We start from the raw sequence: 14,903 nt of genomic DNA, 5'->3' as shown, positions 1-14,903 counted from the left end.
TGAAAGAGGGGTTAAAACTCAGGAAAACTGACAGGTGCGGGATCACAGTTCCGTGTGCTGGGGCGTCACGCGCCGTTGCGCTTGTCGTCGTTCTCGTTCCTGGGGCTGATGCGGGGCTGGCCTGAGGATTGAGGGCCGGAGGTCTCATCCCGGCGGGTCCAGTCTTCTTCATCCAGATCAATCACACCGTCCTCCCGGCGGCGCGGGGCGCCGCCACCAACGACAACCACGTTGGACCGGGCGATGATGAAGCGCGCGATTGCATCGCGAATGGGCGGGACGAAGAGCAAAAGCCCAAGGATATCCGTAACGAAACCGGGGATCAGAAGCAGAATGCTGGCGAGCACGATCATCGCGCCATGCATGATGTCTGTACCGGGCACCTGGCCTGCGTCCAGTTCCTTTTGCATTCGCATTAGAAGCGACAAGCCTTGCTGACGCAGCATGAACGTACCCGCGACAGCGGTCAGAATTGTGAGCAGGATCGTCGGCACGGCGCCGATCAGGCTTCCCACTTCAATGAAGACAGCAATTTCGATCAATGGCAGCAGGATGATGCCTGCCAGAATGGCTAATCCCACGTGAGCTCCAGCGGTTTGAGTTTACCCAACCCTAAACCTAGGCAAATAGACTGGGGAATGCGAGAGTCTTTCCTGCCGAAAGCGCATAAGAAACGCGGATCGGCTTGCTCTAGGCTCTGGATGCTGGTTCAAGGAGATCCTAAATAAGATGGAACAGCTTTTGATCCAGCGTGAGCGTGCTGACCGACAGGAACAGCACATGTCCCGAAATGATGGCCGGTAACAGCACATGAACGAGATATTCGACATCTACAACATCATCTTCCTGGCGCTGGCTGTGTTCATTATCTATCGGCTCCGGTCTGTTCTCGGGAAGCGTACTGGCAATGAGCGTCCGCCGTTTGATCCCTACACCAAGCCGGACAAGCAGGATCAGCCTAAGCCGCAGAACGTTGGCGACAACGTTGTTCAGCTTCCCGGCCAGCAGAGCGCACCTCCTGCCGCTGAAGATGTTGCCCGGTCCAATGATGTCGTGATCGAAAAGGTCGCTCCTGCCGGGTCCGCGCTCAACGAAGCGCTTCGTCAGATCCTCTCCGCCGACCGCAGCTTTGAGCCGCAGCCCTTCATTGAGGGTGCGAAGGCTGCTTATGAAATGATTGTGACGGCGTTTGCTGACGGCGACAAGAAAGCTCTGAAAGGCTTGTTGTCCAAAGAAGTCTATGAAGGCTTTGTCTCCGCGATTGAAGACCGCGAGCGCCGTGGTGAACGGATCGAGTCCACTTTTGTAGGCATCGACAAGGCAGAGATTGTGGAGGCTGCTCTGAAGGGGGCCCGCGCTCAGGTGACCGTCAAGGTTCAGAGCGAGCTGATTTCCGCAACTCGCGATAAGTCCGGCGCCATTATTGATGGCGATCCGAACAAGGTCACCGAGGTGATCGATATCTGGACCTTTGAGCGCGACACAACTTCCCGTGACCCGAATTGGAAACTGGTCGCGACTGAATCGGCCGAATGACGGGAGCCGCCGCGCGGCGCCGTCTGGCCGCCGCTGCTGCGCTTCTCATCGGCCTGATAGCTGGCGGAACGCAGGGAGCTTCGGCAAGCGGCATGCCGTTACCCCATTTGGTCAAGACTGACTTCAACCAAATACCCGGCTGGGCTGGCGATGATCATCGCGCAGCCCTTGCCGCTTTTTGGCGCTTTTGTGCGGACACAAAGCCGCGCTTGCTGACGTCAGGCCCATTCCGGCTCAGCCGGAAACAGGCAGGAAGCCTGTGCCGCGCGGCGCGCCATGCGGTGGTAGATGGTACGGACAAGGCGGCACAACGCTTCTTCGAGCAGCGGTTTGCGCCTTTCCGGGTTTCAGACGCAGGTTTTGTGACGGGCTATTACGAACCGGAACTGCCAGCTTCCAGGATCAGGACCGGCGCCTATACGACACCTCTTTTGCGTGCGCCGGATGGCCTTGTTTCGGTCACGGCTAAGAACCGCCCGAAAAACTGGCCGGAGACGCTTAGCCACGGGCGCATGACATCCCGGGGACTCAAGCCCCTGCCGGACCGCAGTGCGATCATGGACGGTGCCCTTGATCCGGAGAACTTGGATCTGGTCTATCTCGCCGATCCTGTTGATGCCTTTTTCATTCACGTTCAAGGCTCTGCCCGTCTTCGCCTGACGGACGGGTCCGTGATGCGTGTGGGCTATGCGGGCAAGACCGGTTATCCCTATACGTCTGTCGCGCGCGTTCTCGTGGAGCGTGGAGAGGGCACACCGGAAGAGCTGACGATGGCGGGCCTCAGGGCTTGGTTCAAGGCCAACCCGGACCGCCGGGACGCGCTGTTGCGCCAGAACCGGTCTTATATCTTTTTCCGCGAAGTGCCGATCGCCAATCCCTCGGATGGACCGGAGGGCGCGGCTGGTCTGCCGCTGATGGCTGGCCGGAGCCTTGCTGTTGACCTTCACCATATCAGCCTTGGCCTGCCTGTCTTTGTTGGCACGGACTCTCCGCCGCTCAAGGAAGGCAGAAAGCCGTTCCGGCGGCTGATGATTGCCGATGACACAGGATCGGCCATCAAGGGAACGGCGCGCGGGGATTTGTTCCTCGGATCTGGGGATGCGGCAGGCCATCTTGCCGGTGAGGTTCGGCACCGGGCCGACATGACGCTGCTTCTGCCTCTGGAACTGGTTCCGGAGGCCGGTCAGTGATGAAGGCAAAGCGGCGCAAGAAAGGGCAACTCAGCGAAGAAGACCGGACCCTGTGGGCCAAGGTCACCTCGACGCTGGCGCCGCTTCATTCCGGGCGGGTCAGCAAACCGGATCCGCTGAGCTTTGAAGAGGTGATGGGGCCGGAAGCAGGAGATGCCGGCCGGGAGACGGCCAGGGTAGAGGCGCCTCAGACGGCAATGCGTGAGCCGGTGCAGGCCCCTCGCCCACCCTCACCGCCGCCGTTGCACCAGATGGAGTACAAGTACCGCAAGAAAGTGGTGCGCGGTGTCCGTCCAATTGATGCCCGGATTGATCTGCATGGATTGACCCAGCATCAGGCCCATGATCGCCTGCGCCATTTTCTGTACGGTGCCCAGGCTCATGGACACAAGGTCGTGCTGGTGATCACCGGTAAGGGAGGAACAGCCTCTGCCGGGCACGGGCATTGGGACGAGCGCGGTGTGTTGCGCCGGGTGGTGCCGCAGTGGCTGGCCATGCCGGACCTGCGCCAGCTGGTCATCGGGTATGAGGAAGCGCATGTGACCCATGGCGGGTCCGGCGCGCTTTACGTGAGAATTCGCAGACGAAGGTGAGATTGTGACCCCGCTCGGAGCCAAAATTCGCGAGTTGCGCATCAAGCGCGGCATCTCCCTGAAGGAAATGGCCGCCGGATTATCCGTGTCCAGCGCCTATCTCTCGGCATTGGAACATGGCAAGCGCGGCAAGCCGACCTGGTTTCTGGTCCAGCGCATCATCACGTTCTTCAACGTGATCTGGGATGAGGCTGAGGAGATTCAGCGGCTTGCTGAATTGTCCGATCCAAAGGTCACCATCGATACCGCAGGAATGGATCCCAAGGCGACCGAACTTGCCAACCGGCTGGCGTCGACGATTGGGGGACTGTCGCCGGAATCTCTGACCCATCTGCTGCACCAGTTGCGTTCTGCTGCGGCTAAGGACGGTGTCTGAAGTAATTCCAGTCAAAATTTACCTGCGGTTACAGTCCGGCGTGTTATCGGTTAGTTTGATCTGCCTTCCGTGCCTGACCCGGTTTCTCCCAGCCGCCAGTGCACAGCCATGATGAAAACGGCTCTTTATAAATGAAGATTGCACCTGAAGACCTGAGCGGTCTGATCGACTCCGATGGCATCCGTCAGAAACTAACCGAATTGACCCGTGAGAACGGTGGAAACGGTGCGGATCTCAAGATCCGTTCAGAGGTTCTCTCTCTTCTGAAAGCCACAATGAAGGATGGCCGGATAGAAGCAGAACGGCAGCTCAACGAGGACGGTGGCGGCTTCTTGTGCGCCAAGCGGTTGTGCCATCTGCAGGATGAGCTGATCCGCATCATCTATGATTTTGCCTTCCATCACGTCTACAGAATCAAGAACCCGTCCGCTGCGGAACGTATGTCTATCGTTGCCGTTGGCGGCTATGGCCGTGGCACCCTCGCGCCGGGGTCGGACGTCGATCTGTTGTTCGTGCTGCCTTACAAGCAGACCCCCTGGGGCGAGCAGGTGGTGGAATATATCCTCTACATGCTCTGGGATCTGGGTCTGAAGGTCGGTCACGCGACCCGGAACATCGAGGAATGCGTGCGTCTGTCGCGCACCGACATGACCATCCGGACCGCCATTCTGGAAGCGCGCTTTATCTGGGGGGATGAGCCCCTGTTCGAGGAACTGGTCCAGCGGTTCAATGATGAGGTCGTAACCGGAACGAGTTCCGAGTTCATCGCCGCGAAGCTGGAGGAACGCGACGAGCGTCACCGCCGCCAGGGCACCTCCCGCTATCTGGTTGAGCCGAACATCAAGGAAGGCAAAGGCGGCCTGCGCGATCTGAACACGCTGTTCTGGATCGCGAAGTACCATTATCAGGTGCGCAGCCAGTCCGAGCTGGTCAAGAAGGGCGTGCTGTCCCGTTCCGAATACAACAGGTTCGTGAAGTCCGAGGATTTCCTTTGGGCCGTCCGCTGCCACTTGCATTTCCTGACGGGGCGGGCAGAAGAGCGCCTGTCCTTCGACGTGCAGCGGGAAATCGCCATCCGTCTCGGCTATACCCAGCACCCGGGCATGAAGGATGTCGAGCGCTTCATGAAGCACTACTTCCTTGTGGCCAAGGACGTGGGGGATCTGACGCGCATTCTTTGCGCGGCGCTAGAGAACCAGCATGTGAAGGGGCCGCGCGGCCAGGGGATCTCTGCCCTGATGCGCCGGTTCCGGGTCGGCAGGCCAAGCTCCGCGGCAAAGCCGGTCGAGGGGGCTCCCGGCTTCGTTATTGAGAACACCCGTCTCAATGCCACGAGTGAGACGATCTTTTCCGATGATCCGATCAATCTGCTGCGCGTGTTCCAGATCGCGGACAAGAACGACTGCAATCTGCATCCCGAACTCACCAAGCGGATCCGGCGGTCGCTGAAGCTGGTGGATTCCACGCTCCGCAATGACCCGGAAGCCAACCGGCTGTTCCTCGGCGTTCTGACCTCGCGGAACAACGCGGAAAAAGTGCTGCGCAAGATGAACGAGACCGGTGTTCTTGGCCGGTTCGTGCCCGACTTCGGCAAGGTCGTGGCGATGATGCAGTTCAACATGTACCACCACTACACGGTGGATGAGCATCTGATCCGCTCCATTGGTGTCCTGACGGAAATCGAAAAGGGCAATTCCGGTGACGATCATCCGCTGGCAACGGATCTGATCCGGACCCTTCAGAACCGGAGGGTTCTCTATGTGGCGATGTTCCTGCACGACATTGCCAAGGGGCGTCCGGAGGACCATTCCGTTGCCGGAGCGCGGATTGCCCGCAAGCTCTGCCCGCGGTTTGGCCTCAACAATGCGGAAACGGACACGGTTGCCTGGCTGATTGAGCATCACCTGGACATGAGCACCATTGCCCAGTCGCGTGATCTGTCCGACCGCAAGACCATTTCCGACTTCGCGCACACCGTGCAGTCTCTCGAACGGCTGAAACTGCTTCTGATCCTGACCGTGGCGGATATCCGGGCCGTTGGCCCCGGCGTCTTCAACGGCTGGAAGGGTCAGCTGCTGCGCACGCTCTACTATGAGTGCGAACCGAACCTGACCGGCGGACACACCAAGGGATCCCACCGGCAAGCGGTGGAGCAGGCTAAGGAAGAGCTGGCAGAACAGCTTGGCCACTGGCCGGCCAAGGAGCGGAAGGCCTATATCAACCGGCACTACAAGGCCTATTGGCTCCGGGTTGCGCCGGAGCGCCGCCTGGCCCATGCCGAGCTGATCCGCCAGGCGGACAAGAGCGGCAACCGGCTCGCCTTTGCCGTCACCCCGCATTCCTTCGAAGGCGTGACGGAGATTACTGTTCTGGCCCCCGACCATCCGCGTCTTCTGTCCATGATCGCCGGAGCCTGCCATGTGACCGGGGCGAACATCGTGGATGCGCAGATCGACACGACCACGGACGGTTTCGCGCTCGACACGATCTTCATCAGCCGGGAACTGCCGGACGATGCGGATGAGCGGCGCCGGGGTGAGCGGATCGCTGATCTTATCTCGAAGATCCTGAAGGGTGAGAGCCGTCTGCCGGAAAACGTCGCCAAGAAAAACCCGGTAAAAGGCCGCATGAAGGCCTTCAACATCGATGCGGACGTCCAGGTCAACAATTCCTGGTCTGATGACTATACGGTGGTGGAAATCTCGGGCCTCGACCGCCCCGGTCTTCTCTACGATCTGACCCGGTGCATTGCGACGCTCAACCTGAATATCGGTTCGGCGCACATTTCCACCTTCGGTGAGCGGGTGGTCGACGTTTTTTACGTCACCGATCTGACCGGACAGAAAATTGCCAATATCGGGCGTCAGGAGATCATGCGCGTCCGTCTGGCAGATGCTGTTGAAGGCCAGGTGGACACCAGTGCGGCTGCGCCTGTTTCCCGCAGCGCTTCGTGAGCGCGTTACGGGGCAAACATCTGAAAGTCTGGCAGACGGGGTCTCAGGAGCCTTTTTTGCCTGAGGGGCACATCGCATGAGTCTTCTGAAGAATTTCGCCACGGTCGGCGGTGCCACCATGGCCAGCCGACTGCTAGGCTTCGCGCGCGACACCCTGCTGGCGGCGGCTGTAGGGACCGGTCCCGTGGCGGATGCTTTTGTGGTGGCGTTCCGTCTGCCCAACCTGTTCCGGCGGCTTTTTGCCGAGGGTGCATTCAATTCAGCCTTTGTTCCTCTGTTCGGCCGGGCCGTCGAGGAAGAGGGAGAGGAAAGCGCGCGCCGTTTTGCCGGTGAAATCGCAGCAGGCCTTCTATTCTGTCTTCTGATCGTGACGGCTGTTGCCGAAATCTTCATGCCGCTGGTGGTCTGGGGCCTGGCGCCCGGATTTGCCGATGATCCGGACAAGTTCAGCCTGACCATTCTGATGTCCCGGATTGCCTTTCCCTATCTGATCTTCATGTCCCTGCTGGCCTTCATCAGCGGGATCCTGAACACTTATCAGCGTTTTGCCGCCGCTGCCCTGGCGCCCGTGATGCTCAACGTGGTGATGACCGTTGTGCTGGGCGGCGTGTTGTTTTTCGACATTGTCCATGACCGTCAACTGGCGATCATTCTCTCGGTAGGCGTCACATTGGCGGGTCTTGTGCAGCTTTTCGTCGTCATTGGCGACATGAAGCGGCTCGGCTTCAAGATTCCTGTCCTCCGTCCACGGTTTACGCATTCGACCAAGCGTCTGCTGGCGCTGGGCGTGCCGGGCGTGGTGGCCGGTGGGGTCACCCAGATCAACGTGGCGGTGGGCCAGGTCATCGCTTCCATGCAGGATGGCGCAAACGCACTGCTTTACTACGCGGACCGGCTCTATCAGCTGCCGCTGGGGGTGATCGGCGTGGCGATCGGGGTTGTGCTGCTCCCCAGCCTGACCCGTCAGCTGCGCGGCGGTCATGAGGACCAGTATCAACGCAGCCTCAACAATGCGCTGGAGTTCTCCCTGACCCTGACCCTGCCAGCTGCCATTGCGCTGGCGGTCTTGCCGCGTGAAATCGTCTCCGTGCTGTTCGAACGGGGCCGGTTTGATTCCATTGCGACCGATGGAACCGCAGCCGCGCTGGCCGCCTTTGCCTTCGGCCTTCCGGCCTTTGTGCTCAACAAGGTCTTCTCACCCGGTTATTTTGCCCGCGAAGACACCAAGACGCCGATGGTTTTTGCCACGGTTGGCATGGTGGTGAACGTTGTCCTCTCCCTCGCGCTGTTCCCCTTCCTGGCCCATGTCGGCATCGCACTGGCCACAACGGTTGCGGGCTGGTTGAACACAGGACTGCTGATCTTTGTTCTCTGGCGCCGGGGGCATTTCAAACCTGACCGCCGCATCCTGAGGAAAGTCGCGCTTATCCTTCTTTCCAGCATCGTGATGGGTCTTGCCGTGGAAGGCCTGTCGATGGTTCTGGAGCCCTGGATGGCATCCGGAAACCTCGCAATCCGGGCCGGGGCGCTGGGGGTGCTGGTGCTGGCGGGGATGATCGTTTTTGCAGCAGCCGTCCAGATCACGGGCGGAACGGATCTTCTCGGGCACATCAAAGCGTTGAAGCGGCGCAACACCTGACAGGGAATTCCGGTTTCCGGTCTTCCCGGCTTGCAACGGCGCGGGTCTCTGCCTTAAGACCAGCAGCGCAATCTACTCACCCGAAGGGCCCTTCCAACCGGCCTCTCTTAGACAGGGACAGGCAATGACGGCTTTCAAGCCCCGCGTATTTTCCGGCGTTCAGCCGACGGGCAACCTCCATCTGGGCAACTATCTGGGGGCCGTGTCCCGCTGGGTTCCGCTTCAGGACCAGATGGAGACGATCTTCTGCGTTGTGGATCTGCATGCCATCACGGCGGGTTTCCCTGACCGCGGCGAGCTGCAGAAGGCCACCCGTGAAGTGACGGCTGCCTATATCGCCGCTGGCATCGATCCGAAGAAGTCGATCATCTTCAACCAGTCGCAGGTGCGTGAGCATGCGGAACTGGCCTGGATCTTCAACTGCGTCGCCCGCATCGGCTGGATGAACCGGATGACGCAGTTCAAGGACAAGGCCGGTAAGAACCGGGAGAATGCGTCTCTTGGCCTGCTCGCCTATCCGAGCCTGATGGCCGCGGATATCCTGGCCTACAAGGCAACCCATGTGCCGGTCGGAGACGACCAGAAGCAGCATCTGGAACTGACCCGGGACATTGCTCAGAAGTTCAACAACGACTTCGCGGACCGGATCAAGGACCTGGGCGTCGGCGTTCCGAACCCTGAACCCTCCCCGGAAACACCGGAAGAGCTGTTCTTCCCGATCACCGAGCCGATGATTGCAGGTCCCGCGACCCGCATCATGAGCCTGCGTGACGGCACCAAGAAGATGTCCAAGTCCGACCCGTCGGATCTGTCCCGCATCAACCTGACCGACGATGCTGACTCGATCTCCAAGAAGATCCGCAAGGCCAAGACCGACCCGGAAGCCCTTCCGGGTGAAGTGGACGGTCTGAAGGACCGCCCGGAAGCGGAAAACCTCGTTGGCATCTATGCGGCTTTGTCGGGCAAGACAAAGGCTGAGGTTCTCACCGAATTCGGTGGCCAGCAGTTCTCGGCCTTCAAGCCGGCACTGGTGGATCTGGCGGTGGAAGTCCTCGCTCCGATGACCAACGAGATGCGCCGCCTTCTGGCCGAGCCAGCAGAGATCGACGCTGTTCTCAAGTCCGGCGCGGAAGCAGCTTCCGCCATTGCCGAGCCGGTCCTCAAGGACGTGCGCAAGATCATTGGCTTCCTGGACGTCCGCTGAGGGTCTTTACTGGATGAAACTGAAACGCCCGGCTTGTCCGGGCGTTTTGCGTTTGAACGCCTTTCGGAAGTCGCCTTTCAAACCTATCTGTCTGGGCGAACCTCGACAGGAGACCTGACAACATGCTCGTAACCACCACCAGCACCCTACAAGGGCGTGAGATTGCGGAATACAAGGGGATCGTGACAGGAGAAGCGATCCTCGGTGCCAATGTGTTCAAGGACTTCTTTGCCGGAATCCGGGACATCGTCGGCGGACGGTCGGGCGCTTATGAGGAAGAACTCGCCAAGGCAAGGACCATCGCCCTTCAGGAAATGCAGCAACAGGCAGCGGCGCTGGGCGCAAACGGCGTGATCGGCGTGGATCTCGACTATGAGACCGTCGGTCAGAACGGCTCAATGTTGATGGTCAGTGCCACCGGGACAGCGGTGCTGGTCAGGTGATGCCGGCCAGCCCGTTTTCCATCAGGAATGGGTTCCCGGAGGCGGAACGGCAGAGAGCAGCAGATCTGTTCTGGAAGGCCTTTTCCGGCAAGCTTGGCAAGATCCTGTCTCCCGAGCAAAAGGCTCTCGCTCTGCTTAGGGATCTGCTTGATCCTGCCTATGCCATTTGTGCAATCGGAGCAGATGGGCGGCTGCTTGGGCTGGCGGGCTTCAAGACAAGCGAGGGCGGCCTGACGGCGGGCGGGCTGAAACACCTGGCCGGAATATATGGTTGGCCGGGCGCTCTCTGGAGAGGTTTGCTTCTCGATCTGCTTGAGCGGCCGGTTGAGAAGGGCGTCTTTCTGATGGACGGTATCTTCGTCGCCGCCGAGGCGCGGGGACAGGGGGTCGGCACGGCCCTGCTGAAAGCCGTCGAGGCGGAAGCGCGGGCACGTGGGCAGGCCCGGGTGCGTCTCGATGTGATTGATACCAATCCGAGAGCCCGTGCACTTTATGAGCGCGCGGGGTTCGAAGCTGCTGGAGTGGAAGAGACCGGCATCTTCAGCGGTCTCTTCGGGTTTTCGTCCGCGACGCGGATGGAGAAAAGGCTAGCTTAAAGCCCTTCAAACAGCGCTGTAGACAGGTAGCGTTCCGCGAAGGACGGGATGATGACAACGATGGTTTTGCCCGCCATGTCGTCGCGCTGGCCAACCTTGATCGCTGCCGTCAGCGCTGCGCCGGAGGAAATGCCGACCGGCACACCTTCGGTTGCAGCCACTTCGCGCGCCATCGCGAAGGCATCTTCGTTGGCAACCTGCACCACTTCATCATAAACGGACGTGTCCAGCACGCCTGGAACGAAGCCCGCGCCGATGCCCTGTATCTTGTGCGGGCCGGGATTGCCGCCGGAAAGGACGGGGCTTGCTTCCGGCTCGACCGCGACCACATGCAGGTCCGGCTTGCGGGCCTTCAGCACCTGCGAAACGCCGGTGATCGTGCCGCCAGTGCCGATGCCGGAGACGAACACGTCCACAGCACCGTCCGTGTCGTTCCAGATTTCCTCAGCAGTGGTCTTGCGGTGGATTTCCGGGTTGGCCGGGTTTTCAAACTGCTGCGGCATCACGGAATCCGGAATTTCTGTCAGGATTTCCTGTGCCCGGGCGATGGCACCCTTCATGCCCTTGGCGCCGTCGGTCAATTCCAGCTCGGCACCGAGGATCTTGAACATCTTGCGGCGTTCGACCGACATGGTCTCCGGCATCACCAGGATGAGCCGGTAGCCCTTGGCGGCAGCCACGAAGGCGAGTGCGATGCCGGTGTTGCCGGAAGTCGGCTCGACGAGCACAGTTTTGCCCGGAGTGATCTTGCCGTCCTGCTCCATGGCCTCGACCATGGCGACGCCAATACGGTCCTTGACGCTGGAGATCGGGTTGAAGAACTCCAGTTTCGCCAGAAGGTTTGCCTTCACGCCATGTTTCTGGGCAAGGCGGTCGAGCCGAACGATCGGAGTATCCCCGATGGTTTCCGTGATCGAGGAATAGATCCGGCCGCGGCCGGGCTTCTTGTCACTCATGACTGTCTCCCTGTTCGGCACCCGGACGGTTCTTGCCGGGGCTCTTTGACCCTTGAGATGGCCTAAGTTTAGGGTCTTATGCCATCTTTTCTAAGAGCGGATATTGGCAAACATGCGGGGGAAGGGAAAGACTGTTTCCCGAAACCTCAGTTCGATGGAAACAGAAGCTCCGGAAGCGCTTCCATCCGGTCAAACAGAGTTCCGCCAGCATCCGCCATGGCCTTCCTGTCGCAATGGGGATCGGCGGTGTAGCCGAAACCGCGCATGCCGGCTGACCGGGCGGCCATCAGGCCGGGAACGCTATCCTCGATCACCACACAGGAACCGGGGTCCTTGCCCATGCCTTTGGCGGCAAGCAGGAAGACATCCGGCGCAGGCTTGCCATGGGCGCAGTCCTGAGCGGAATAGAGCTTGCCTTCCAGGCGCGGCAGCAGTCCGGAGCTGCCAAGTGTCATGCGCATCTTCTCGTATTTGCCGGAAGAGCCGACGCAATAGGGCACTCCGCGCCGGTCCAGATCATCCAGAACAGCCGTGATGCCTGGGATCGGGTCGACACCCCTGGCAAAGGCCTCCAGATCCCGCATGCGGATGTAATCGGGCCAGTCCTCCGCCAGCTTGACGGCGCAAAGCTCTTCCACGAGTTCTTTCACGCTTTCCAGTGTGCGGCCCATGAAGCGCGCCTGGCATTCGTGTGCGGTGATCGGAAAGCCGAGCTCCGTAATGATTTTGGCGAGAATGGTGTTGGCGGTCAGTTCGGTGTCCACAAGGACACCGTCGCAATCGAAAATGACAAGTTCAGGGGTCACGCAGGCGTTCCTTGCATCAAGCCGTGCCGGTAGAGCCGAAACCGCCCGCGCCGCGCTGGGTTTCGCTCAAGCTGTCGACTTCAACCAGCTTTGCCTGCAGCACAGGCGCAATCACCAGCTGGGCGATGCGGCTGCCGCGCTCGATGGTGAAGGGCTCGTCGCCCAGGTTGATCAGGATGACTTTCACCTCGCCGCGGTAATCCGCGTCGATCGTGCCGGGTGTGTTGAGGACGGTGACGCCGTTCTTGGCCGCAAGGCCTGAACGCGGGCGCACCTGTCCCTCAAACCCAGCAGGCAGGGCCATGGCAAGACCTGTGGGCACCAGCGCGCGCTTGCCGGGTTCCAGAACCAGCGGCGCGTCAATCGCAGCCAGCAGGTCAAGCCCGGCGGCCAGTTCACTTTGATACGCAGGCAAAGGAAGATCGGCCCCATTGGGCAGGCGTTTCAGTTCAACAGTCACGCTCATGTGGGATCCTTGTCGAGGGATGTGTCCAGAAAGCTGGCCCCGAGAGGAGGCCTTGAGTTTGGCGCAGTCAGACCGCGCGGGCCGGAACTTGTCAAGGCAGCCGCTTACTCAAGCGGCAGCAGGTTGTCGTCCTTGAGGGTTTCCATGGCGATGGACGAGCGGACGTTGAGGACGGCCTCCTGCGGCAGCAGCTCATCATTGATGAAGCGGCTCAGGGCCTTAAGATCTGCCACCACCACTTTCAGCATATAGTCCACGTCGCCGGTCAGGGTGTGGGCCTCCTGCACCTCCGGCATGGCCACCATCCGGTCGCGGAACCTGCGGGCATTCTCACGGGTGTGGGCACCAAGGGTCACCCCGACATAGGCCGTCACGGTGAGCCCCAGGGCGTCCGGGTCCAGACTGGCGCGGTAGCGCCGGATGACGCCTTCCTGCTCCAGCTTCTGGCGCCGGCGCGAGACCTGGCTTGCCGAGAGGCCAACGTCTTCGCCGAGCTGCTGATTTGTCAGAGACGCATTGCCCTGGAGAAGGCGTAGAATTTTGATGTCAAAGCCATCAAGTGCGGAGTTCATGCGTATTTACCTAACTAGATGCACGGATTGTGCAGTAGGTTACGGCAAATCCCGTAGTTTGCACACACCTTGCGCGGCGTTTGGCGCATGATTTTGCCATGACGCCGAAACGCCGAGGAGGACATTATGGGACCGTTTCCGCACGACGCACCGCCCGCGAAGATTACTGCCGGAAATCCGGCTGGGACCGATGGGTTTGAATTCGTCGAATTTTCTCACCCCGAACCGGAGAAGCTGGACGAGCTGTTCCGCCGCATGGGTTATGTGCCTGTCGCAAAGCACAAGACCAAGGAAATCACCCTCTACCGTCAGGGCGATGTCACTTATGTGTTGAACGCGGAGCCCGGTTCCTTCGGCATGAAATTTGTCGAAAAGCACGGCCCCTGCGCCCCGGCAATGGCTTGGCGCGTGGTGGATGCGCAAAAGGCTTTCGACCACGCGGTCGCCAAGGGCGCGACACATTATGAAGGCGACGATAAGACGCTGGATACGCCTGCCATTGTCGGCATTGGCGGCTCCCTGCTCTATTTCGTGGATCGCTATGGCTCTCATGGGTCTGTCTATGATGCAGAGTTCGAGTGGCTTGGTGAGCGCAATCCGAAGCCGGAAGGCGTCGGCTTCTACTATCTCGACCACCTGACCCATAACGTCTATCGCGGCAATATGGACAAGTGGTGGGACTTCTACCGTGAGCTCTTCGGCTTCACCCAGATCCATTATTTCGACATCGATGGCCGGATCACGGGCCTCGTCAGCCGGGCCATCACCTCGCCCTGCGGCAAGATCCGCATTCCGCTGAACGAGTCCAAGGATGACACCAGCCAGATCGAGGAATATCTGAGGAAATACAAAGGTGAAGGCATTCAGCACATCGCCGTTGGCACGGATGATATCTACGGCGCGACCGACCGGCTGGCGGACAATGGCCTGAAGTTCATGCCCGGCCCGCCGGACACCTATTACGAGATGTCCCAGGCCCGTGTGAACGGCCATGATGAGCCGATCGACCGGATGAAGAAATACGGCATCCTGATCGACGGTGAGGGCGTGGTGAATGGCGGCATGACGAAGATCCTGCTGCAAATCTTCTCCAAGACGGTCATTGGCCCGATCTTCTTCGAGTTCATCCAGCGCAAGGGGGATGAAGGCTTCGGCGAGGGCAACTTCCGCGCCCTCTTCGAAAGCATCGAAGAAGACCAGATCCGCCGCGGCGTGATCAAGGTCGATGCGGCTGAGTAGTATCAAAAAGAGTGAGAAGAAATTTCTTCTCACTCTTCATGACATTCACCTGTATTAGTATTATGGGATGCCATTGTTCAAAACAATTGCGCATATTTATATATACCACCAGACATTTTCTTCGATGAGAGATCCGTGAGTTCTATCCAAGCGTAGCTGAAATGGTCGACGATATCATCGTAGAACTTTAAGCCGCGGTTTGAGAGACATTTACCGCGCATGAGCTGCCAGATGGTTTCGACTGGGTTCAGCCGGTTGATTTGGATGGCAGTGTCAGGATGGTGATGTTTTCTGGAACGGTGAGATCATTCGACATATGCTGGATCTGAGGAG

The 14,903-nt window shown here is 59.8% G+C and carries 15 protein-coding genes; 10 read left to right on the top strand and 5 right to left on the bottom strand.

Annotation, left to right across the window (positions count from 1 at the left end; all coding sequences use genetic code 11):
- Positions 1-65: 65 nt before the first annotated feature.
- Entirely contained in the window at positions 66-581 is a 516-nt protein-coding gene (locus IG616_RS08100) for an FxsA family protein (RefSeq protein WP_192147654.1), read from the bottom strand.
- A gap of 229 nt (positions 582-810) precedes the next feature.
- Between IG616_RS08100 and IG616_RS08095 the strand changes: the two genes are divergently transcribed.
- The 9 genes from IG616_RS08095 to IG616_RS08055 all read left to right on the top strand — a co-directional run bounded on the left by IG616_RS08095 (position 811) and on the right by IG616_RS08055 (position 10,531).
- A complete protein-coding gene (locus IG616_RS08095; protein WP_192147653.1) occupies positions 811-1,536 on the top strand; it encodes a Tim44/TimA family putative adaptor protein in 726 nt (241 codons plus the stop codon).
- On the top strand, positions 1,533-2,726 hold the full coding sequence (gene mltA, locus IG616_RS08090; protein ID WP_246476163.1) for a murein transglycosylase A: 1,194 nt from the start codon (positions 1,533-1,535) through the stop codon (positions 2,724-2,726). The genes IG616_RS08095 and mltA overlap by 4 nt, the downstream gene beginning before the upstream one ends.
- Positions 2,726-3,319, top strand: a complete 594-nt coding sequence (locus tag IG616_RS08085; RefSeq protein WP_192147652.1) for a Smr/MutS family protein — start codon at positions 2,726-2,728, stop codon at positions 3,317-3,319. The genes mltA and IG616_RS08085 overlap by 1 nt, the downstream gene beginning before the upstream one ends.
- A gap of 4 nt (positions 3,320-3,323) precedes the next feature.
- Positions 3,324-3,695, top strand: coding sequence for a helix-turn-helix domain-containing protein (locus IG616_RS08080; RefSeq protein ID WP_192147651.1), 372 nt, complete (start codon positions 3,324-3,326; stop codon positions 3,693-3,695).
- 131 nt (positions 3,696-3,826) lie between these two features.
- Positions 3,827-6,649: a [protein-PII] uridylyltransferase gene (locus IG616_RS08075; protein ID WP_192147650.1), complete on the top strand. Its 2,823-nt coding sequence runs from the start codon at positions 3,827-3,829 to the stop codon at positions 6,647-6,649.
- Between the two features lie 76 nt (positions 6,650-6,725).
- Positions 6,726-8,288: a murein biosynthesis integral membrane protein MurJ gene (gene murJ / locus IG616_RS08070; RefSeq protein ID WP_192147649.1), complete on the top strand. Its 1,563-nt coding sequence runs from the start codon at positions 6,726-6,728 to the stop codon at positions 8,286-8,288.
- Positions 8,289-8,412: 124 nt separating this feature from the next.
- Positions 8,413-9,492 (top strand): tryptophan--tRNA ligase, encoded by a 1,080-nt coding sequence (trpS, locus tag IG616_RS08065; RefSeq protein ID WP_192147648.1) that lies wholly within the window; start codon positions 8,413-8,415, stop codon positions 9,490-9,492.
- Positions 9,493-9,614: 122 nt separating this feature from the next.
- Entirely contained in the window at positions 9,615-9,935 is a 321-nt protein-coding gene (locus IG616_RS08060) for a heavy metal-binding domain-containing protein (RefSeq protein ID WP_192147647.1), read from the top strand.
- Complete coding sequence (locus IG616_RS08055) at positions 9,935-10,531, top strand: GNAT family N-acetyltransferase (protein WP_192147646.1); 597 nt, start codon at positions 9,935-9,937, stop codon at positions 10,529-10,531. The genes IG616_RS08060 and IG616_RS08055 overlap by 1 nt, the downstream gene beginning before the upstream one ends.
- Here the strand turns inward: IG616_RS08055 and cysK are convergent.
- The 4 genes from cysK to IG616_RS08035 all read right to left on the bottom strand — a co-directional run bounded on the left by cysK (position 10,528) and on the right by IG616_RS08035 (position 13,331).
- Positions 10,528-11,487 (bottom strand): cysteine synthase A, encoded by a 960-nt coding sequence (gene cysK / locus IG616_RS08050; protein ID WP_192147645.1) that lies wholly within the window; start codon positions 11,485-11,487, stop codon positions 10,528-10,530. The genes IG616_RS08055 and cysK overlap by 4 nt on opposite strands.
- Before the next feature lie 146 nt (positions 11,488-11,633).
- Positions 11,634-12,293, bottom strand: a complete 660-nt coding sequence (locus IG616_RS08045; RefSeq protein WP_192147644.1) for an HAD-IA family hydrolase — start codon at positions 12,291-12,293, stop codon at positions 11,634-11,636.
- A gap of 16 nt (positions 12,294-12,309) precedes the next feature.
- Positions 12,310-12,759 (bottom strand): dUTP diphosphatase, encoded by a 450-nt coding sequence (dut, locus tag IG616_RS08040; protein WP_192147643.1) that lies wholly within the window; start codon positions 12,757-12,759, stop codon positions 12,310-12,312.
- Between the two features lie 104 nt (positions 12,760-12,863).
- Positions 12,864-13,331 carry an Lrp/AsnC family transcriptional regulator gene (locus IG616_RS08035; RefSeq protein ID WP_192147642.1) on the bottom strand — a complete coding sequence of 156 codons (468 nt, stop codon included), beginning with the start codon at positions 13,329-13,331 and terminating at the stop codon, positions 12,864-12,866.
- Positions 13,332-13,457: 126 nt separating this feature from the next.
- Here IG616_RS08035 and hppD point away from each other — a divergent pair, with 126 nt between their 5' ends.
- Positions 13,458-14,570, top strand: a complete 1,113-nt coding sequence (gene hppD / locus IG616_RS08030) for a 4-hydroxyphenylpyruvate dioxygenase (protein ID WP_192147641.1) — start codon at positions 13,458-13,460, stop codon at positions 14,568-14,570.
- The last annotated feature ends 333 nt before the right edge of the window (positions 14,571-14,903 follow it).

Origin of the sequence: Roseibium litorale (assembly GCF_014842915.1) — a bacterium.
In the GTDB taxonomy this organism is placed as follows: domain Bacteria; phylum Pseudomonadota; class Alphaproteobacteria; order Rhizobiales; family Stappiaceae; genus Roseibium; species Roseibium litorale.
This window is presented reverse-complemented; position numbering and strand designations above follow the sequence as displayed.

Bases quoted from the DNA above. Each gene is read 5' to 3' on its own strand.
- IG616_RS08095 (WP_192147653.1), top strand. From the start codon at position 811: ATGAACGAGATATTCGACATCTACAACATCATCTTCCTGGCGCTGGCT.
- mltA (WP_246476163.1), top strand. From the start codon at position 1,533: ATGACGGGAGCCGCCGCGCGGCGCCGTCTGGCCGCCGCTGCTGCGCTT.
- IG616_RS08085 (WP_192147652.1), top strand. From the start codon at position 2,726: ATGAAGGCAAAGCGGCGCAAGAAAGGGCAACTCAGCGAAGAAGACCGG.
- IG616_RS08075 (WP_192147650.1), top strand. From the start codon at position 3,827: ATGAAGATTGCACCTGAAGACCTGAGCGGTCTGATCGACTCCGATGGC.
- murJ (WP_192147649.1), top strand. From the start codon at position 6,726: ATGAGTCTTCTGAAGAATTTCGCCACGGTCGGCGGTGCCACCATGGCC.
- trpS (WP_192147648.1), top strand. From the start codon at position 8,413: ATGACGGCTTTCAAGCCCCGCGTATTTTCCGGCGTTCAGCCGACGGGC.
- IG616_RS08060 (WP_192147647.1), top strand. From the start codon at position 9,615: ATGCTCGTAACCACCACCAGCACCCTACAAGGGCGTGAGATTGCGGAA.
- IG616_RS08055 (WP_192147646.1), top strand. From the start codon at position 9,935: ATGCCGGCCAGCCCGTTTTCCATCAGGAATGGGTTCCCGGAGGCGGAA.
- cysK (WP_192147645.1), bottom strand. From the start codon at position 11,487: ATGAGTGACAAGAAGCCCGGCCGCGGCCGGATCTATTCCTCGATCACG.
- dut (WP_192147643.1), bottom strand. From the start codon at position 12,759: ATGAGCGTGACTGTTGAACTGAAACGCCTGCCCAATGGGGCCGATCTT.
- IG616_RS08035 (WP_192147642.1), bottom strand. From the start codon at position 13,331: ATGAACTCCGCACTTGATGGCTTTGACATCAAAATTCTACGCCTTCTC.
- hppD (WP_192147641.1), top strand. From the start codon at position 13,458: ATGGGACCGTTTCCGCACGACGCACCGCCCGCGAAGATTACTGCCGGA.